Origin of the sequence: Polynucleobacter sp. AP-Sanab-80-C2 (assembly GCF_035012965.1) — a bacterium.
Taxonomy (GTDB): domain Bacteria; phylum Pseudomonadota; class Gammaproteobacteria; order Burkholderiales; family Burkholderiaceae; genus Polynucleobacter.
This window is the reverse complement of sequence record NZ_JAYGQS010000005.1, coordinates 155,607-175,607: the sequence shown is the minus strand read 5'-3', so window position 1 is coordinate 175,607 and position 20,001 is coordinate 155,607. Positions and strand designations below refer to the sequence as shown.

The window sequence follows — 20,001 nt, the reverse complement described above, 5'->3', positions numbered from 1 at the left end:
CCTTATTATACGAATCGACCATGACTGACGTTCGCTTAAATACCCTTCGCAACTGGCTAAAAGCCCTCCAGCCTAGCTGGCAATTAGATCTTGATACCTTAGCACCGGCCTCGGCGGATGCCAGCTTTCGGCGCTATTTTCGGGTTAAGTCGAAAAACTCAAACTTTGCCAGCCTAATCATTATGGATGCCCCTCCCCAGCACGAGCCCTTGGATGCCTTTATCAAGGTTGATTTTTTGCTCTCCGAGGCAGGTCTAAATGTGCCTAAAATTTTGGAACAAAACACTGCTGAAGGCTTTCTTCTCCTAGGCGATCTTGGTAATAAAACATACCTGAGCGAACTAAGCGATAAAACAGCAAACCACCTTTATCAGGGTGCAACAGAAGCATTAGTGAAAATGCAGTTAGCAAGTAAGCCAGACGTTCTACCAAACTATGACCAAGCACTCTTGCAACGTGAATTAGATTTATTTCCAGAGTGGTATTTGAATAAACATCTTGGTATGAAATTAACAGGGCCACAACAAGGACAACTCGAGAAAATATTCGAGCTCATCCTTGAGAATAATTTAGCGCAAGCAAAGGTCTATGTGCATCGCGATTATCATTCTCGCAACCTTATGGTGACCGAAGAAAATAATCCTGGCGTGTTAGATTTTCAAGATGCGGTGTATGGACCCATTACTTATGATGCCGCTTCTTTATGGCGCGATGCCTACATTGCTTGGCCAGAAGAACGAGTCATCGATTGGGTGATTAAATTTTGGGAAGAGGGTCGTAAAGTTGGCCTACCAATGCCGGATGACTTCGGGCAGTTCTATCGCGACTTTGAATGGATGGGCTTGCAGCGTCATCTCAAAGTTCTCGGAATCTTTGCCAGACTCTTTCATCGTGATGGTAAGGACGGTTATCTCAAAGATATTCCTTTGGTATTGGAATATGCGATTGCTACTGCGAATCGTTATATTGAACTGAAGCCATTGGCACGGATTTTAGAATCTACACGCACCCACAAAGAATCAACAGCAAATCATGACTAAGAGCAATCTTCTTCCTTGCTTTTTATTAGCCGCTGGTAGAGGCGAGCGTATGCGCCCTTTAACAGATAATTTACCCAAGCCTTTGCTCACCATTCAAAATAAATCATTGCTTGCGTGGCATCTAGAAACACTAGCAAATGCGGGGATTGAAAAGGTGGTGATCAATCACGCATGGTTGGGTGAAAAGATTGAAGCCTCTTTAGGCGATGGACGTCAATTTGGTCTCAATATCCAATACTCACCGGAAGGCACTGCTTTAGAAACCGCGGGCGGCATATTCAAGGCGCTACCCATCCTGCAAGCTGAAGATTATTTTTTGGTGATCAATGGGGATGTATTTAGTCCGAACTTGCCAGTGAGCAAAATTTTGGGGATAGCTTCTAAGTTAAGAAATGACTCCAACAAAATCTTAGCTCACCTCCTCATGGTGCCAAACCCTAGCCACCATCCTGATGGTGACTTTTATCTTAAAGAGGCACAGGTAAACCCTCAGGATCCTGGGGGAGCCGAAAAGTTGACCTTTTCAGGGATTGGCATTTACCACAAAGATCTCTTTAAAGATCTAGAAATGGGTATCCAGGCTAAGCTGGCGCCCCTCCTCAAAGCTGCAATGGCGCAAAATCAAGTGTCTGGTGAAAAATATGTCGGACCGTGGCACGATGTAGGTACGCCACAACGCTTACAAGAGCTCAATGCAGCATATGAATAAAACCGATATTTATCAGCTTCGCAGAAATGCTTTAGCAAAACACATTTTTAGTAAAACTGGCGGTGGCATTGCTGTTATTGCAACTGCGCCAGAGCTCGCACGTAATCGCGATAGCGACTTTCCCTATCGTCATGACAGTGATTTTTACTATCTCACAGGATTTGAAGAGCCCGGCGCAACCTTAGTAATGAAAGTTGCTAGAAGTGGAAAAAGTTATCGACTCGAGTCACATTTATTTTGTAGGCCCAAAGATCTCGAACGTGAAATTTGGGATGGCATTCGTTTAGGACCAGAAGCTGCACCAGAAATACTGGGCATCGAGTTTGCGCATAGCAACCAAGAGCTTGATCAAAAGCTTGGTGAATTATTAGCAGATCAAGATGCTGTTTATGTGCGATTAGCCGAAAGTGCGGAGGCAGATCGACGTATACGCGACTGGATGAAACAATTAAGAGGGCAAGCTCGCAGCGGCATCAACCCACCATCAGAATTTCATGATATTGAGGTACTGATTCATGAAATGCGCTTATTTAAAGATATTCATGAAATCGAGATCATGCGGCGTGCTGCTGCGATCTCTGCAAGAGCACATATCCGTGCGATGCAAGCCTGTAAACCTGGTATGCGGGAGTATCAACTCGAAGCTGAATTACTTCATGAATTCCGCAACAGTGGCTCACAAAGTGTTGCCTACAACAGTATTGTTGCTGGTGGCGCCAACGCTTGTATCCTTCACTATCGTGCGGGCTCTACTGAATTACTGAGCGGTGAACTTTGTCTCATTGATGCTGGTTGCGAGTTAGATGGCTATGCATCGGATATCACGCGCACATTTCCAGTCAATGGAAAATTTACCGGCCCACAACGTGCGCTCTATAACATTACCCTTGCGGCACAAGAAGCAGCCATTGCAGTAACAAAACCGGGGAATACTTTCATGCAACCCCATGAAGCAGCACTCAAAGTGCTTACCCAAGGCTTACTCGATGAAAAACTTCTCAAACTTACAGAATTAGGTTCTTTGGAAAACGCCATTGAAACTGCCGCCTACCGCCGCTTCTATATGCATCGCACTTCCCATTGGCTGGGTATGGATGTTCATGACGTAGGTTCTTATCGCGAGTCAATGCCTAGCTCAGAAGAACAAAAACTTTGGCGCATTCTAAAAAGTGGCATGGTCATCACCATTGAACCTGGCTTATATGTCAGACCTGCAGACGATATCGATCAAGCGTTTTGGAATATTGGCATCCGCATTGAAGATGATGCTGTCATCACTGAATCAGGTTGTGAATTGATTTCTCGTGGCGTACCAGTAAAAGCCGATGAAATCGAAGCGCTCATGAAAAATAACTAAAGAATGAGTCCCAAAGACTGCGACATCTTGATTCATGGGGGCGGGCCTGTTGGGCTTGCCTGCGCCGCATGGATTTTGCAAAAGTTTCCCGAAGCAAAACTGACGCTACTAGACCGTAATCCTGCCGATGACGCAGAGCTTGTAGCTGCTGATAGTAGAGGTATTGCCCTTTCACATGGTAGCAAGCTCCTACTAGATACGATCCACGCATGGCCATCAGATTGCGCTGATATCCATCGTGTACATGTATCGCAAGCAGGTCGCTTTGGTCGCGCACTCATGACACGCGAAGAGCTTCGTCAGGATGCACTTGGTCACATTATTCGTTATCGTGACATTCACATTACGCTTCGCCAAGCCTTAAGAAACATTCAGGTAAAGAGCCCGAATTTTATTTGGCAACATATTGATAACAATGTTGAGCATGACCATATTAATGCTCAGTGCGTAGTCCACGCCGAAGGTGGACTCTTTAAAAAACAAGATTGGGTTGAATCTGGTCGAGACTATGGGCAATCAGCCTTAGTAGGATTAGTTGAAGTAGAAAATTCCATACCTTATCAAGCCTGGGAGCGCTTTACTGCCGAAGGACCGCTGGCAGTATTACCGAGTCACTACGGGCCCAACATTCTTAATCTCGTTTGGTGTGGCTCACCAGAATCCTCACATCAACGTTTGCAATTGAGTGATGCTGAATTTTTAACATCCTTACAAAATGAATTTGGCTCACGCATTGGCCGTTTTCTCAAAATTCAAGATCGTCGTTTATTTGCACTTGGCCTGAACTATCGCAAACAAATTACTAAAGACCATGAAGTATGGATTGGCAATGCAGCTCAAGCTTTGCATCCTGTTGCAGGTCAAGGCTTGAACTTAGGTTTACGAGATGCTTACTTATTAGCGGAAAAATTGGCGGGGCTATTTTCCAGCGCGCTTGATCAGCAAACAGCAGTGCAGATTCAAAATACTTTGGAAAGTTATGCACAAAGTCGTAAAGCCGATAGAACCACAACGATTGGTTTGACAGATTTGATGGCAAGAGTATTCACCTCAAATCTCGCCCCCGTAGTTGTCGCTCGAGGATTGGCATTATCAGCCCTTCAGTGGCTTCCACCAGTCAAAACAGCCTTGGCTCGCCAGATGATGTTTGGCAGGCGCTAAGGGGCTTCAAAAGCCTTCAAACTCCAAACATTCAGTAGTTCATCTGAAGCAAGTAATCTGCCTAAAAAATAGGCAGATTTTGGTCTGACTGTGCTAAAGTGTCATGCTTTCCGCAAAATACTCACCGAGTCGCCCCCGCAATAGATGAAGATTGGCCCTCATACCCTCGCAAATAGACTCTTTGTCGCGCCCATGGCAGGAGTAACAGATCGTCCATTCAGACAGCTTTGCAAGCAATTAGGTGCTGGGTATGCCGTCTCAGAAATGGTGGCTTCTAATGCCCTTTTGTGGAAAAGCGAAAAAACCCAACGTCGTGCCAATCACATTGGCGAATTCAAACCGATTGCAGTCCAAATTGCTGGTGCAGATCCCGCAATGATGGCTGCAGCAGCAAAAATGAATGTAGACCATGGTGCGCAAATTATCGACATCAATATGGGCTGCCCAGCAAAGAAAGTTTGTAACGTTGCTGCAGGCTCGGCACTACTCCGTGATGAACCACTTGTACAACAAATATTAGAAGCGGTTGTTAATGCAGTCGGCGTTGGCCCAGATGCAGTACCAGTGACTTTAAAAATTCGGACTGGCTGGGATCGTGAGCATAAAAATGCAATCGAGATTGCACGCCTTGCTGAAAATTCTGGCATCTCCATGCTTACCGTTCATGGCCGTACGCGTGCCGACCTTTATCTAGGTGAAGCAGAATATGAAACAATCACTGCCGTTAAAAACAGTGTGGATATTCCTGTGGTTGCGAATGGCGATATCAATAGCCCAGAAAAAGCAGTATTTGTTTTAGAAAGCACTGGTGCCGATGCCATCATGATTGGTCGTGCCGCACAAGGGCGCCCCTGGATCTTTCGTGAAATCAATCATTACTTAGAGACTGGTGGCAAGCTACCCACTCCAGAGATTAAAGAAATTCAGAAAATCATGAATGCCCATCTTTTAGATCACTATGAGTTCTACGGTGAACACATTGGCCTGCGCACAGCCCGCAAGCATATCGGCTGGTATTGCAAAGGTTTGCGAGACTCACATGCTTTTCGTCAGCGCATGAATACTGCAGATGATTGCAAAACCCAATTACAAATGGTCAATGATTATTTTGATGAAATGAAATCTCATTCTGACCGCCTACTCTTTTTAGAAGCAGCCTAATTTTTCGACTTTAAGCACCAAATTCATATATCAATTCATATTTATGACCAATAAACACCCGATCACCGAATGCATTGAAACGCAATTACAGATTTACTTAAATGATCTCAAGGGTACGTCACCAAACGGCATCTATCAAATGGTGTTGGCCGTGGTAGAAAAACCAATGCTTGAACTCGTTATGCAACATGCCAAACAAAATCAATCTTTAGCTGCTCAGTACCTTGGCATCAACCGCAATACCCTGCACAAGAAATTAGTTGAACATCAGCTCATTAAATAAACAGTTATTTATTAAACCTTCCAAAACTTATGATCCGTACAGCGCTTCTCTCCGTATCCGATAAAAAGGGCATTGTGCCTTTCGCTAAAGCTCTTCATGAGCAAGGAATCAAACTCATTTCTACCGGCGGTACGGCAAAGCTATTAGCCGAAAATAATCTGCCCGTAGTCGAAGTATCTTCTTTAACTCAATTTCCTGAAATGCTAGATGGCCGCGTAAAAACACTTCACCCAATGGTACATGGTGGCTTATTGGCTCGTAGAGACTTTCCTGAGCACATGGCGGCCCTGAAGAAGCATGGCATCGACACAATCGATATGCTCGTAATCAATCTCTACCCCTTCAATGAGACAGTGGCAAAAGAAAGCTGCTCCTTTGAGGATGCAGTTGAGAACATCGACATAGGTGGCCCTGCGATGTTACGTGCAGCAGCAAAAAATCATCAAGATGTCACCGTCTTAATTTCACCAGAAGATTACGCGCCAGTATTGGCTGAAATGAAAGCCAACAACAATACAGTTTCATATAAGACGAACTTAGCATTGGCTAAAAAAGTATTTGCACATACTGCTCAATACGATGGTGCCATTGCCAATTATCTGTCCGCATTGGGCGATGACCTAGATCACAAAGCCCGCTCTGCTTATCCAAAAACGTTGCATCTGGCTTTTGAAAAAGTACAAGAGATGCGTTATGGAGAAAACCCACATCAATCTGCTGCGTTCTACAAAGATATTTATCCAGTAACTGGCGCTCTTGCAAGCTATCAGCAGTTGCAAGGCAAAGAGCTTTCTTACAACAATATCGCTGATGCTGACTCTGCTTGGGAATGTGTCAAAAGCTTTTCTGACAATGCTGACGGCGCAGCAGCCTGCGTCATCATTAAGCATGCCAATCCCTGTGGCGTAGCTGTTGGCGCAACAGCACTAGAAGCGTATCAAAAAGCTTTTAAAACAGATCCGAGTTCAGCTTTTGGTGGAATTATTGCCTTTAACGTTCTCTGCGATGGGGCTGCTGCTGAGGCGATTTCCAAGCAATTTGTCGAAGTATTAATTGCTCCAAGCTTTAGCAATGAAGCGAAAGCCATTTTTGCAGTCAAGCAAAATGTACGTCTTCTGGAAATTCCACTCGGCACTGCATTTAATCATTTTGATTTCAAGCGTGTTGGCGGTGGTTTACTAGTTCAATCGCCAGATGCAAAGAATGTTCTTCAAAGTGAGATGCGCGTTGTTAGCCAAAGACAGCCAACCTCAAGCGAAATGAATGACATGATATTTGCATGGCGAGTAGCCAAGTTCGTCAAATCCAATGCCATTGTGTATTGCGCTAATGGCATGACCCTCGGCATTGGCGCAGGCCAAATGAGCCGGGTTGACTCTGCACGTATGGCTAGCATTAAAGCTGAAAACGCAGGCTTAAGCCTAAAAGGTTCAGCAGTTGCCAGTGATGCCTTCTTCCCATTTCGCGATGGTCTGGATGTGGTTGTTAATGGCGGCGCGAGCTGTGCGATTCAACCAGGAGGCAGTATGCGTGATGATGAAATCATTGCTGCAGCAAATGAACATGGCATTGCCATGATCTTTACTGGCACTCGTCACTTCCGTCATTAAGTAAGGGAAGAAAAAATACGCATGCGTTGGATTGGAATCGACCCGGGTTTGCGTACTACTGGCTTTGGTGTCATCGATGTTGACGGCCAAAAACTGACCTATATAGCCTCTGGAACGATTGAAAGTGGTGATCCTGCCAAGGGCTTGCCTGAGCGCTTAGGCGCCCTCTATGCTGGCGTTAAAGAAGTTCTAGAAACCTATCACCCAGAGTCTGCTGCAATTGAAGAAGTCTTTTTAAACGTTAATCCACGTTCAACTTTGATGTTGGGTCAAGCGAGAGGCGCTGTTATTGCTGCACTCGTTGCAGAAAAGCTCCCCGTTGCCGAATACAGTGCCCTTCGCGTTAAGCAAGCCATTGTTGGAACAGGTCGCGCAGCCAAGCCTCAAGTACAAGAGATGGTGAAACGTCTCCTCAGATTAAATCGTGCGCCAGGGACTGATGCTTCTGATGCATTGGGCGTCGCCATCTGCGCGGCCCATCACGCTCAAATACCAAAAGCTATTACTGCAGCATTAGCCTCCAAGAAACGTAGTAAGTAAAAATACACTTCACAGGTTAAGATCTCTACATGATTGGTCGTATTCAAGGAATCCTCGTTTCAATTCATCCACCTCGCCTCTTGGTCGATTGCCAAGGCATTGGTTATGAAGTGGATGTGCCCATGAGTACCTTGTATCAATTACCCCAAGCAGGTCAAAAAATCACCCTTCTCACTCACTTCCAAGTGCGTGAGGATGCGCAGCAACTCTTTGGTTTTGCTACTGAGACAGAGCGCGAAGCATTTCGACAGCTCATTAAGATCAGCGGTGTTGGCTCTAGAACTGCATTAGCAGTTCTCTCTGGCATGAGCGTGAACGAGTTGGCTCAAGCAATCGCTCTTCAAGAAGCTGGACGTCTGACCCAAGTTCCTGGTATTGGTAAAAAGACTGCTGAGCGTCTTTGCTTAGAACTGAAAGGTAAGCTTGCCCCAGACTTAGGAATTACTACCGGCAAACCTCAAGCATTAGATGCCAATAGTGAAGTGCTACAAGCACTGCTTGCTTTAGGCTATTCAGAAAAAGAAGCGCTCTTAGCCCTCAAGCAAATCCCGCCAGACACTTCGGTTTCCGATGGCATTCGGATGGGCTTAAAGTATTTGTCTAAGACCTGATTAGCTAAACCCCACTAAACTGGCAGCATGGCAATTCATACAGACGACCTCAGCTCTATCCCTGAAGATTTACCGGAGAATAATGACCGCATTGTTAGTGGCGCGGTAGGTAATTCTGAAGCTGTCTTTGAAAGAGCTTTGCGCCCCAAACAACTCGACGAGTATGTTGGTCAAACGAAAGCGCGTTCCCAATTAGAAATCTTCATTAGTGCCACTAGAGCACGTCAAGAAGCCCTTGATCATGTTTTACTATTTGGTCCCCCAGGTCTTGGTAAAACTACGCTTGCACACATCATTGCGCGAGAGTTGGGCGTCAACTTGCGCCAAACCAGCGGTCCTGTTCTAGATAGGCCTGGCGACCTCGCTGCATTGTTAACGAATTTAGAAACTAATGATGTGCTCTTCATTGATGAAATTCATCGTCTCTCTCCAGTAGTTGAGGAGATCCTGTATCCAGCGCTTGAAGACTATAGCCTTGATATCATGATTGGTGAAGGGCCTGCAGCGCGTAGCGTCAAGATCGACCTCAAACCATTTACCTTAATTGGCGCAACGACTCGCGCAGGCATGCTTACCAATCCATTGCGTGATCGCTTTGGAATTGTGGCAAGACTCGAGTTCTACACCACTGAAGAGCTCACCAAAATCATCAATCGCTCGGCAAGTTTGCTTAAGGCAAGTATTGATCCAGAGGGATCTATAGAGATTGCAAAACGTGCTCGTGGCACTCCGCGTATTGCCAATCGCTTACTGCGTCGTGTACGTGACTATGCAGAAGTAAAAGGCACTGGCACGATTACCAAAGCCATGGCTGATGCCGCACTGAAGATGTTGGATGTTGATCCAAGTGGTTTTGATGTGATGGATAGAAAATTGCTTGAAGCTATCTTGCACAAGTTTGATGGTGGTCCAGTCGGGATTGATAACCTAGCTGCAGCAATTGGCGAGGAACGTGACACGATAGAGGATGTCTTAGAGCCTTACCTCATTCAGCAAGGTTATCTACAGAGAACGTCTCGTGGTCGTGTAGCAACTCGGCAAGCTTATGAGCACTTTGGTTTAACACCACCTAGTAGCAGTGCTAGCCTAGACCTCTAAACTCATTAACTCAGCGTTACCTTAGCAAACTTACGCTTACCAACCTGCATAACATAGGTTCCAGCCTCAATCTTGGCTTGTTTATCTGTTACGGTAGCGCCATCAATCTTTACACCACTTTGCTCAACGTTACGCATCGCTTCTGATGTAGATGGTGCTAAGCCGGCAGCCTTGAGGAGGCTGGCAATTCCCATGGGGGCTCCAGAGAGATTTACTTCTGGGATGTCATCAGGGACACCGCCTTTAGCACGGTGATTAAAGTCTTCTAAGGCCTTTTCTGCCGCAGCCTGAGAATGAAAGCGCGCAACGATTTCTTGCGCAAGCAATACTTTGCAGTCTTTTGGGTTTCGTCCAGCAGCAACTTCTTGCTTCATCAAATCAATTTCTGACATTGGGCGGAATGACAGCAATGTGAAGTAATCCCACATCAAATCATCTGAGATGCTTAAGAGCTTGCCAAACATATCTCCAGCGGGCTCACTAATACCGATGTAATTCCCTTTGGACTTACTCATCTTCTCAACGCCATCCAAACCAACCAAGAGCGGCATAGTCAAAATACATTGAGGCTCTTGGCCATATTCACGCTGGAGTTCACGACCAACCAAGAGATTAAATTTTTGATCAGTACCACCAAGCTCTAAATCACTCTTCAGAGCAACCGAGTCATAGCCCTGCATCAAAGGATATAAGAACTCATGAATAGAAATCGGTACGCCATTGCGATAGCGTTTCGTAAAGTCATCGCGCTCTAACATACGAGCAACGGTATGTTTCGCAGCCAACTGAATCATGCCGCGTGCGCCTAAGGGATCACACCATTCGCTGTTATAGCGCACTTCTGTTTTAGCCGGATCGAGCACCATGCTTGCTTGACGATAATAAGTCTCGGCATTAACAGCAATCTCTTCTGCAGTTAATGGTGGACGAGTAGCATTGCGGCCCGATGGATCGCCGATCATGCTGGTGAAGTCACCGATCAAGAAAATCACGGTATGACCTAAATCTTGCAACTGACGTAATTTATTCAGAACAACCGTATGACCTAAATGAATATCAGGAGCAGTTGGATCCAAACCCAGTTTGATTCTGAGTGGGGTCTTAGTGGCCTGACTACGAGCCAGCTTTTGTACCCAGTCAGCCTCAACCAATAACTCATCACAGCCACGTTTGGTGACTTCGAGTGCAGCAAAGACTTCGGGGGTCAAAGGATATTTTTGTTCAGGTTTAGCCGTCATGCTGATTCGGTTAACTGTTTCAGTTAAATTAGTATTTAAATTGCTAAAGCATAATTGTCGCATCCTTGAGAGCTAAACCCAGAACCCCATGAACAAGTCCGATTCCCATTACATTGGCTTAATGTCTGGCACCAGCCTGGATGGGATTGATGCCGTTCTAGCCAAAATTAAGCCTAATGGTCAAGCGAGCGCAGTAGAGGCTGTCAGCACACCCTTTGCCCCCGATCTTCGAAAAGCCCTTTTTGAGCTGCAAGCTACAGGCCCCAATGAGCTCGATAGGGAGAGGCGGGCTGGTAATGCCTTGGCCCTAGCCTATGCCGAGGCAGTGGTCACATTACTTAACAAAGCGAATTTGCAGGCATCGGATATCACTGCTATTGGCGCCCATGGGCAAACTATTCGCCATCAGCCTCATCTTGGAGATTTAGCATACACACACCAAACCCTCAATCCAGCTCTCTTAGCTGAAAAGACCGGTATTGATGTCATTGCAGATTTTAGAAGTCGCGATCTTGCTGCTGGCGGTCAGGGTGCCCCATTAGTTCCCGCTTTTCATGCACAACAATTTTCTGCAACAAAAAGCATCGCAGTCTTAAATATTGGCGGCATCGCTAATCTCACTCTTCTTCCAAATGGCGGTGAAATTACTGGTTTTGATTGTGGCCCTGGAAATATCTTGATGGATGCTTGGATACATCAACATCAAGGAAACGCTTTTGATGAGAATGGTAAATGGGCATTACAAGGTAAAGTGAATACAGAGCTGCTGGCAAGAATGTTGTCAGATCCCTTCTTTGCAAAAGCTCCACCAAAAAGTACGGGAAGAGATGATTTTCATCTTAACTGGTTGCAAGAAAAACTAGGGGATGTGAATCATTCCATTGGAGATGTGCAAGCAACCCTATTGCACCTAAGCGCTCATTCAGCGCTAGAAGCCTTGGTACGTCATGGCCCACAAACCCAGAAGCTGATTGTCTGCGGAGGCGGCGCCAAAAACCAAGCCTTGATGAATTTACTCAAAGTGAAGGCACAGCATTTCTTTACAGAGCCTTTAGAAATTACAACTAGTGATTCTGTTGGTATCGATCCGCAACTCGTTGAAGGCCTCGCTTTTGCTTGGCTTGCCTGGGCTCATAAAGAAAAACGGCCAGCAAATTTGCCAGCCGTTACAGGAGCGAAGGGACCCAGAATTCTAGGTGCTTGTTATCCAGCGTAGTAGATTTTTAAGCGGAGAAAGAAGAGCCACAACCACAAGTGGTTGTTGCATTTGGATTCTTAATCACAAATTGTGAGCCATTGATGTCCTCTTTGTAATCAATCTCAGCACCCACTAAATATTGGAAGCTCATTGAATCGACTAACAAAGTAACGCCATTCTTTTCAAAAAGGGTGTCATCTTCATTCACAGCATCATCAAATGTGAAGCCGTATTGAAAACCTGAGCAACCACCACCTTGAACGAACACACGTAACTTCAACTCTGGATTACCTTCTTCAGCAATCAAATCAGCCACTTTTGCAGCAGCGCTATCCGTGAATACCAAAGGGGTTGGTGGCTCGGCTAAATCTTGTGCAGGTTGCGTAGCTAATTGGGTCATGATTTACTCCTAATTCAAAAGACGATAACTCTATTCTAGGCTTTAAATGCCCAGTCTGCTGAAGGGTCATTACTGATCACCCAGATACCCGATTATGGAGAAACGGCTATTTGGTTAAGCCCAGTAGTTTCTGGCAAGCCAAACATGAGGTTCATGCACTGTACGCCCTGACCTGAAGCACCCTTCACTAGATTGTCTTCCACTACCAAAATGACCAAAGTGTCCCCACCTCCTGGCCGGTGGATCGCAATCCGAATGCCATTACTACCCCGCACTGAACGCGTCTCTGGATGACTGCCAGCAGGCATTACATCGACAAAAGGCTCGCCCTGATAAAAGTTCTCATAGAGCTTTTGGTAGTCAACATCCATTCCAGCATCGGTCAGGCGGACATATAAAGTCGAGTGAATGCCTCTTACCATTGGGGTGAGATGCGGCACAAATGTCAGACCAATCTGATCGTGACCTGCAATCGCCTTCAAACCTTGCGCGATTTCAGGAAGATGGCGATGGCCTTTAACACCATAGGCTTTAAAGTTATCACTTGCCTCAGATAGCAATGTGCCAATCTCGGCTTTACGTCCAGCACCAGATGTTCCTGACTTGGAGTCAGAAATAATGTGCTTACCATCAATCAACTGCTTGCCGCCAGTAGATTTTGGAGAGAGTAATGGTGCAAGCCCAAGTTGCACTGAAGTTGGATAACAACCAGCTAAGCCGACAACACGTGCTTTTTTAATAGCCTCGCGGTTTATCTCCGCCAAACCATAAACAGCTTCAGCCAAAATCTCTGGGCAGCTATGTTCCATGCCATACCACTTGGAAAATTCTTTAACATCTTTCAAACGGAAGTCCGCCGCAAGATCCAAAATCTTCACATTGCTTGCAAGCAATTCTTTTGCTTGTGCCATTGCAACACCATGCGGGGTTGCAAAGAACACTGCATCACATTCGTTTAATTTGGCTTCATCCGGTGTTGTAAATTTCAGATCAACACGACCACGCAAAGATGGGAACATTTCGGCTACTGGCATACCAGCCTCAGTGCGAGATGTAATAGCAACTATTTTGACTTCAGGATGCTGGGCCAATAAACGCAGTAGCTCAACCCCGGTATATCCTGTGCCGCCAACGATGCCAACCTTAATCATGTCTTTCTCCAAAATCCTGTATTCCCAATCACTCTATTTTTGCAGAGTAATACAACATTCTTACAATTTGCTTCATTGTAGAAACAAAAAGGGCCGCTTGCGCGACCCTTTCGATAAAACTGAAGCGACTGAAAGAATTAGCGCTTGCTGAACTGCTTACGACGACGAGCGCCATGCAGACCAACTTTTTTACGCTCAACTTCACGAGCATCGCGAGTAACCAAGCCTGCTTTAGACAGAGTTGGCTTCAGAGCGTTGTCGTAATCGATCAATGCACGAGTTACGCCGTGACGAACTGCACCAGCTTGGCCAGTTTCACCGCCGCCAGAAACGTTTACTTTGATATCAAAGGTCGTTAAGTGGGCTGTGAGAGCCAAAGGCTGACGAGCGATCATGCGCGATGTTTCACGAGCAAAATAAGCATCGATAGGCTTACCGTTAACAGTAATTTCGCCTTTGCCAGATTTTATAAAAACGCGCGCAACAGAACTTTTGCGGCGACCGGTACCGTAATTCCAATTTCCGTAATTAATAGCCATTTGGTTTCCTTAAATCTCTAACGCTTTAGGCTGTTGAGCCGTGTGCGGATGATTAGCATCGCCATAAACTTTCAATTTCTTGATCATGGCATAGCCTAGTGGGCCTTTTGGCAACATACCCTTCACAGCCTTCTCCAAAGCGCGGCCTGGAAAACGGTCTTGCATCTTGTCGAAGTTAGTCGAACTAATACCACCTGGGTATCCGCTGTGACGGTAATAAATCTTGTTCAAGCCTTTTGTGCCAGTGACACGCAGCTTAGATGAATTGATCACGACGATAAAGTCGCCAGTATCAACGTGTGGTGTGAATTCAGGCTTGTGCTTGCCGCGTAGACGGTGTGCCACTTCACTGGCGACACGACCGAGGACTTTGTCCGTAGCGTCAATCACGAACCATTCACGCTTTACCTCATGGGATTTTGCGGAAAAAGTTTTCATGATTTCTCAAATTGTTATAGTCAAAAAATTACCCCAACCAAACTACGTCCACCTTGGCCCTGCTTATGTTTGCAAGCTCGCAGATTCTGCAATCTAACTGGTACAACAAATTACCGCTGACTGGTTCGGTAATTCAGTAAAGCCTTGAATTGTAACCCAAAAAAAACCCAGGAACGAGTCCTGGGTTGGAATCCACCTATGTTTGGGTGGAGGAGACACTGGGTGGTAAGTTGCAGTCTTATACAAGACTGACTACCAATATGGTTATTCTACACAAGATTTATGGTGCAATGCAAGAAAATTGACCAAAATCAATTTTCTGATGTTTTTTAGCCCAAATTTAGGGCAATACTAATGTATAGAAATTGGTAAACTATTGATAATATTGATTAATTTATTAAGTTAGGGATCACTAATATGGAATGTCGAGTCTCTTGGTTGGGTAATGGTGGTATGGCTTTTTCAGCTAAAACTGGCAGTGGGCACCTCGTCAATATGGACGGCGCCCCTGAAGCAGGCGGCAGAAACCTAGCTCCAAGGCCGATGGAGCTCCTTCTGGCTGGGGCTGGAGGCTGTTCCGCATTCGATGTGGTTTTAATCCTACAAAAGGCTCGCCAAGCAGTTACAGCCTGCGATGTCACCCTTCAGGCAGAAAGAGCCTCTGAGGACCCCAAAGTCTTTACCAAGATTAATTTGCACTTCATCGTTAAGGGAAAAGATTTAGAGCAAACCAAAGTGGATCGCGCCGTGAAGCTTTCTCATGAAAAGTATTGCTCCGCCACTACCATGCTGGCTAAAACTGCTGAGCTGACTTACAGCGTCGAAGTCATTACGGAATAAGTGCAGAGTCAATCGATAAGCCGGATTCTGTCGCCTAGATTCGCACCTAGGGGCAATCATTCCTCTAGGCCGTTAGTTACCTAACGGCTCAAGCTCCCTACCCGCAGACTCAGCGGGACGCCTCATCGTCTGCATACTTGGGATTGCTCCAGGTGGAGGTTACCGCGTTTCACCGTAACTAAATACGCTCGTCTCTGTGGCCCTATTCCTCACGTCACCGTGGATGGCCGTTAGCCATCACCCTACCCTGTGGAGTCCGGACTTTCCTCCCCCTCAATAAAGAGGCGGCGATTGCCTAATTGACTCTGCGCCTGCAGTCTAACGCAGACGGAGCAAATTGGCTTGAAAACGAAGTACTAGCGTATGTAGATTTAAATCAGCGACCAGGCGATTGTTTCGCCTGCGCGTAGCGGCACAATCGTCGCATCACCTAAAGGCAATTCTGCAGGAATACTTTGCGCCTGTTTGAAAAGAGTAATTTTTTTACTATTGCGTGGCAAAGAATAAAAATCAGGACCAAAGAAACTGGCAAACCCTTCCAATTGATCCAATTTACCAACACTCTCGAATACCTCAGCATATAAACCCAAAGCATTAAATGCGCTATAGCAACCAGCACAACCGCAAGCAGCCTCTTTAGCGCCCTTCGCATGTGGCGCGCTATCGGTACCCAAGAAGAAACGAGGATTGCTGCTAGTAGCAGCCTCTAGCAAGGCAACGCGATGCTCTTCACGCTTGAGTACTGGCAAACAGTAGTTGTGTGGACGAATACCGCCAGCAAAGATCGCATTGCGGTTCATAAGCAAATGCTGTGGAGTGATCGTCGCAGCAATCGTATTCTTTCCATCAGTCGAGACATCACGCACATAGTGCGCCGCCTGTTTTGTCGTAATGTGCTCAAACACTATTTTGAGCTCAGGAAAATCTTTGCGCAATGGCTGGAGAACTTGATCAATAAATACAGCTTCGCGATCAAAGATATCAACGTCAGCATGAGTAACTTCACCATGGACCAGCAAAGGCATTCCGATAGTTTGCATCGCCTCTAAAGCTTGATAGCAACGCTTAATATCACTAACACCCGCATCGCTATTTGTCGTAGCACCTGCAGGATATAGCTTGAATCCAACTATGCCTTCTGCCTTAGCTTTACGCACCTCATCCGCTGAAGTGTTATCAGTTAGATATAAAGTCATCAGCGGCGTAAAACTGCCAATACCTAATGATTTCAAATTCGATTCAATGCGAGCTTGATAAGCCTTAGCCAAATCCACGGTAGTGACTGGTGGCTTCAAGTTTGGCATGATGATCGCGCGTGCAAATTGACGAGCAGTGTCAGCTAATACATCCTTCATTACTTCGCCATCACGAATGTGTAAATGCCAATCGTCTGGCTGAATTAATTCAATTTGTATCGGACTATTGGACATCATTATTTATCGAGCAAGATAATGCGGAAATCATTCACATTTGTGAGTGTAGGGCCAGTTTCCACTAAAGCTCCTAATTCTGCAAAGAAACCGTAGCAATCATGTGCCGCCAAGAATGTTTCTGGCACAAGCCCTTGAGGTTGAGCTAGTTTTCGAACTTCACCATTAAACCATGCGCCGGCATTTTTCTCGCTGCCATCAATACCGTCGGTGTCTGCCGCTAAGGCAGCAATCTTGGATAAATCTGCACTAGCAGCAAAAAGAGATAAGAGATATTCACTGCAACGGCCGCCGCGCCCCTTAAGTCCTGCAGGAATCGTCACCGTGCATTCACCACCAGAAATAAGAGCCAAGGGCTTGTCACCTTTGGCTAAATACTCACGAGCCAAATTTGCTTGACTCACTCCAACCTCTTGAGCTTCACCGGTAATGGTGTCACCCAGAACAACAGGTTCATATCCTTGGGTACGTACATAATCAGCTGCTGCTTCTAAACTTTTATATGCGGTAGCAATCACATGATTGGCTACTTGCGCATCTACCAAGTCAATGTCTTTTAAGGTTTCTGGCTTCTCTCCGGCTAAACCTTGCTTGAGATGATTCAAAACAATTGTAGGTACTGCGTCAGTACCTAAGTGATATTTTTCTAAGATATTCAGAGCATCTAAATAAGTTGAATAGTCAGCAGCACAAGGACCGCTCGCAATATCTGCTGGAGAATCCCCAGTCACATCTGAAATTAATAAAGCTTCAACACGAGCACCGCGCGCAATCGCAACCCTTGCTAAGTTGCCACCCAGAATTGCTGATAAATGTTTGCGCACTATATTCATCTCTTCAATCGGTGCACCACTGCGCAGGAGTGCCTCAGTAGTCTTGCGCATATCTTCAATCGAAATGCCCTCGACCGGCAAGGTTAGAAGACTAGAGCCGCCGCCTGACACCAGAGCAATTAAGACATCCCCAGCTTGAAGTTCATTAGCCAAAGCCAACACTTCCTTTGCGCCATCCATACCAGCTTGATCAGGTACCGGATGACCAGCCTCCACAATCTTAATGTGAGCTGTTGGAGAGCTGTGGCCATAGCGCGTCAGAACCACACCATTTATCTTTGTCTGGGGCCAGTTTACTTTTGCATAAGACTCTAGGGCACTTGCCATAGATGCACTTGCTTTGCCGGCACCAACTACCAAGCATTTACCTTGTGGCTCCTGCCCAAATGGAAATATCTTTGCTAAGTATTGCGGGACAATCACCTGCGGATCCGCTACCGATACGGCAGCAGCAAAGGCATTCTTGAGAATAGCCTCTGTAGTAACTGATGGATTCATTTGCTGCGTCATCAAGCTATTCTAATCAAGTGCCGCTCGTTCTTGCATTTGCCACATCTCGGCATACCTCCCATTAGCAGCCAGTAACTCAGGATGAGTGCCACGCTCCACAATCTGACCATGATCCATCACCAAGATTTGATCGGCATGAATAATGGTTGAAAGTCGATGTGCAATGATTAGAGTTGTACGATTTTTGGCCAAACTGAGTAATTCTTCCTGAAAAGCCCTCTCCGTTTTAGAGTCCAAGGCTGAAGTAGCCTCATCAAAAATCAACATTGCGGGTTTTTTAAGTAAAGTTCTAGCAATTGCCACACGCTGCTTTTCGCCACCCGATAACTTCAGGCCCCGTTCGCCTACTTGGGTCTCATAACCCTCAGGCAAACGTTTAATAAAGCCATCGATTTGCGCTGCCCTTGCAGCCTCATGAACTTCATCAATTGTTGCTGAAGGATCACCATAGGCAATGTTGTAACCAATGGTGTCATTGAACAAAACCGTATCTTGGGGAACGATGCCAATGGCTTTACGCAAACTTGCCTGTGTCACATCTTGAAGGTTTTGACCATCAATCAAGATTTTTCCAGACTGCACATCATAGAATCGAAAGAGCAATCTAGCTAAGGTACTCTTGCCTGCACCACTTTGACCCACAACCGCAGTAATAGTACCGGCGGGGATGTTGAAGCTGACATCACGCAAAATTTCACGCTTAGCATCGTAGTGAAAAGATACATTCTCAAAACGGACATCTGGCCCGTGACCACGATGATCGATTCGCAATGGATGTGCATTCGGTGAATCAGCAATCTCTTTATCGGTATTGAGTAATGAAAACATTCGCTCCATGTCCGTTAGAGACTGTTTGATCTCGCGATAAATCACACCCAAGAAATTGAGTGGAATATACAACTGGATCATTAAAGTGTTTACTAATACAAGGTCGCCAAGAGTCATGGTGCCGTCTACTACGCCGAGTGTAGCGCGCCACAAAATTAAGACTAAGCCAATGGCAATGATTGTTTGCTGTCCAAAGTTGAGAACTGCTAAAGATTTTTGCGACTTAATAGCAGCGGCCTGGTAGCGCACTAAATTTTTGTCGTAACGACTAGCTTCAAAAGCCTCATTACCAAAATACTTTACCGTCTCAAAATTTAATAAAGAATCAATGGCTTTCTGATTCGCCTTTGAATCCATGTCATTCATAGTCTTGCGAAAATGGGTACGCCACTCCGTGACTACTACAGTAAATACGATATAGAAAACCAAGGCGCATAAGGTAATTGCTGCAAACCAAATATCATATGAGTACGCCAAATAGCCCAACACCAAAATGAACTCAACAAGCGTTGGTAGGATGCTATAGAGCGAATAAGAAATCAGCGACTGAATACCGCGAGTACCACGTTCAATATCTCGACTGACACCTCCAGTTTGACGAGCCAGATGAAAGCTCAGCGCCAAAGCATGTAAATGCTCAAAGACCTGGAGAGCCACTTTGCGGACAGCATTTTGGGTCACCCTAGCGAAGAGAAACTCACGCAACTCAGCAAACAAGGATGCAGCCATTCGGAGGAGCCCGTAAGCCAGAATGAGCCCTACTGGAACTACAAGTAAGACTTGTGGAGAGTCTGCCCTGAGGTTTAAATCATCAATTAAACGCTTCAGCAAAATAGGGATACCTAGATTGGTAACCTTAGCAGCCACTAAGCAAGCCAGAGCAATCGCAACTCTAAATTTATATTCCAGTAGATAGGGAATTAAATCGCGAATAACCTTCCAGTCACTTCCCTGTGAGGGCTTGGAATCTGCGCTACCGTGATGGTGTCCCGATGAATGTCTCATCGCTCTATCTTATTCGCTTCT

20 protein-coding genes and 1 other RNA gene are annotated in these 20,001 nt (G+C 45.8%); 12 read left to right on the top strand and 9 right to left on the bottom strand.

Translation table 11 applies throughout. The annotated features are described in order from the left end of the window. The first annotated feature begins 20 nt into the window (after nt 1-20). From VC178_RS09475 to ruvB, 10 genes are all read left to right on the top strand, one after another. Nucleotides 21-1,040: an aminoglycoside phosphotransferase family protein gene (locus VC178_RS09475; protein WP_323482355.1), complete on the top strand. Its 1,020-nt coding sequence runs from the start codon at nt 21-23 to the stop codon at nt 1,038-1,040. Continuing rightward, the gene (gene murU, locus VC178_RS09470) at nt 1,033-1,749 is read left to right on the top strand and encodes an N-acetylmuramate alpha-1-phosphate uridylyltransferase MurU (protein ID WP_323482354.1); all 717 of its coding nucleotides are present in this window, start codon (nt 1,033-1,035) and stop codon (nt 1,747-1,749) included. Before VC178_RS09475 ends, murU begins: the two co-directional genes overlap by 8 nt. Then, nucleotides 1,742-3,106 (top strand): Xaa-Pro aminopeptidase, encoded by a 1,365-nt coding sequence (gene pepP / locus VC178_RS09465; RefSeq protein ID WP_323482353.1) that lies wholly within the window; start codon nt 1,742-1,744, stop codon nt 3,104-3,106. The genes murU and pepP overlap by 8 nt, the downstream gene beginning before the upstream one ends. Nucleotides 3,107-3,109: 3 nt before the next feature. Beyond that, nucleotides 3,110-4,267: an FAD-dependent monooxygenase gene (locus tag VC178_RS09460; protein ID WP_323482352.1), complete on the top strand. Its 1,158-nt coding sequence runs from the start codon at nt 3,110-3,112 to the stop codon at nt 4,265-4,267. A gap of 144 nt (nt 4,268-4,411) precedes the next feature. Beyond that, the gene (dusB, locus tag VC178_RS09455; RefSeq protein ID WP_215295866.1) at nt 4,412-5,428 is read left to right on the top strand and encodes a tRNA dihydrouridine synthase DusB; all 1,017 of its coding nucleotides are present in this window, start codon (nt 4,412-4,414) and stop codon (nt 5,426-5,428) included. Nucleotides 5,429-5,471: 43 nt separating this feature from the next. Beyond that, nucleotides 5,472-5,711 carry a helix-turn-helix domain-containing protein gene (locus tag VC178_RS09450; RefSeq protein ID WP_323482351.1) on the top strand — a complete coding sequence of 80 codons (240 nt, stop codon included), beginning with the start codon at nt 5,472-5,474 and terminating at the stop codon, nt 5,709-5,711. 29 nt (nt 5,712-5,740) lie between these two features. Further along, nucleotides 5,741-7,321, top strand: coding sequence for a bifunctional phosphoribosylaminoimidazolecarboxamide formyltransferase/IMP cyclohydrolase (purH, locus tag VC178_RS09445; RefSeq protein WP_323482350.1), 1,581 nt, complete (start codon nt 5,741-5,743; stop codon nt 7,319-7,321). Nucleotides 7,322-7,342: 21 nt separating this feature from the next. Next, on the top strand, nt 7,343-7,861 hold the full coding sequence (gene ruvC, locus VC178_RS09440) for a crossover junction endodeoxyribonuclease RuvC (RefSeq protein WP_323482349.1): 519 nt from the start codon (nt 7,343-7,345) through the stop codon (nt 7,859-7,861). Between the two features lie 29 nt (nt 7,862-7,890). Continuing rightward, entirely contained in the window at nt 7,891-8,472 is a 582-nt protein-coding gene (gene ruvA / locus VC178_RS09435; RefSeq protein WP_216126914.1) for a Holliday junction branch migration protein RuvA, read from the top strand. Nucleotides 8,473-8,499: 27 nt separating this feature from the next. Next, nucleotides 8,500-9,570, top strand: coding sequence for a Holliday junction branch migration DNA helicase RuvB (gene ruvB, locus VC178_RS09430; RefSeq protein ID WP_323482348.1), 1,071 nt, complete (start codon nt 8,500-8,502; stop codon nt 9,568-9,570). Nucleotides 9,571-9,575: 5 nt separating this feature from the next. On the opposite strand, the gene tyrS is transcribed toward ruvB, so the two are convergent. Next, a complete protein-coding gene (tyrS, locus tag VC178_RS09425) occupies nt 9,576-10,808 on the bottom strand; it encodes a tyrosine--tRNA ligase (protein WP_323482347.1) in 1,233 nt (410 codons plus the stop codon). 88 nt (nt 10,809-10,896) lie between these two features. On the opposite strand from tyrS, the gene VC178_RS09420 reads away from it, so the two are divergent. Continuing rightward, entirely contained in the window at nt 10,897-12,024 is a 1,128-nt protein-coding gene (locus VC178_RS09420; protein WP_323482346.1) for an anhydro-N-acetylmuramic acid kinase, read from the top strand. Between the two features lie 7 nt (nt 12,025-12,031). Here the strand turns inward: VC178_RS09420 and erpA are convergent, their stop codons facing one another. The 4 genes from erpA to rplM form a co-directional block, all read right to left on the bottom strand. Next, on the bottom strand, nt 12,032-12,406 hold the full coding sequence (gene erpA / locus VC178_RS09415) for an iron-sulfur cluster insertion protein ErpA (protein WP_215295874.1): 375 nt from the start codon (nt 12,404-12,406) through the stop codon (nt 12,032-12,034). 92 nt (nt 12,407-12,498) lie between these two features. Further along, entirely contained in the window at nt 12,499-13,557 is a 1,059-nt protein-coding gene (argC, locus tag VC178_RS09410; protein WP_323482345.1) for an N-acetyl-gamma-glutamyl-phosphate reductase, read from the bottom strand. Between the two features lie 137 nt (nt 13,558-13,694). Then, nucleotides 13,695-14,096 (bottom strand): 30S ribosomal protein S9, encoded by a 402-nt coding sequence (gene rpsI / locus VC178_RS09405; protein WP_015422033.1) that lies wholly within the window; start codon nt 14,094-14,096, stop codon nt 13,695-13,697. 9 nt (nt 14,097-14,105) lie between these two features. After that, nucleotides 14,106-14,534: a 50S ribosomal protein L13 gene (rplM, locus tag VC178_RS09400; protein ID WP_068949468.1), complete on the bottom strand. Its 429-nt coding sequence runs from the start codon at nt 14,532-14,534 to the stop codon at nt 14,106-14,108. A gap of 417 nt (nt 14,535-14,951) precedes the next feature. Between rplM and VC178_RS09395 the strand changes: the two genes are divergently transcribed. Then, nucleotides 14,952-15,374, top strand: coding sequence for an OsmC family protein (locus tag VC178_RS09395; protein ID WP_323482344.1), 423 nt, complete (start codon nt 14,952-14,954; stop codon nt 15,372-15,374). Here VC178_RS09395 and rnpB read toward each other — a convergent pair. The 4 genes from rnpB to VC178_RS09375 form a co-directional block, all read right to left on the bottom strand. Beyond that, nucleotides 15,375-15,681, bottom strand: an RNA gene (rnpB, locus tag VC178_RS09390) — RNase P RNA component class A. It lies immediately after the preceding gene. A gap of 64 nt (nt 15,682-15,745) precedes the next feature. Continuing rightward, a complete protein-coding gene (pyrC, locus tag VC178_RS09385; RefSeq protein ID WP_323482391.1) occupies nt 15,746-16,804 on the bottom strand; it encodes a dihydroorotase in 1,059 nt (352 codons plus the stop codon). Between the two features lie 2 nt (nt 16,805-16,806). Then, entirely contained in the window at nt 16,807-18,147 is a 1,341-nt protein-coding gene (locus VC178_RS09380) for a glycerate kinase (protein ID WP_323482343.1), read from the bottom strand. 9 nt (nt 18,148-18,156) lie between these two features. Continuing rightward, the gene (locus VC178_RS09375) at nt 18,157-19,980 is read right to left on the bottom strand and encodes an ABC transporter ATP-binding protein/permease (protein WP_323482342.1); all 1,824 of its coding nucleotides are present in this window, start codon (nt 19,978-19,980) and stop codon (nt 18,157-18,159) included. Between the last annotated feature and the right edge of the window lie 21 nt (nt 19,981-20,001).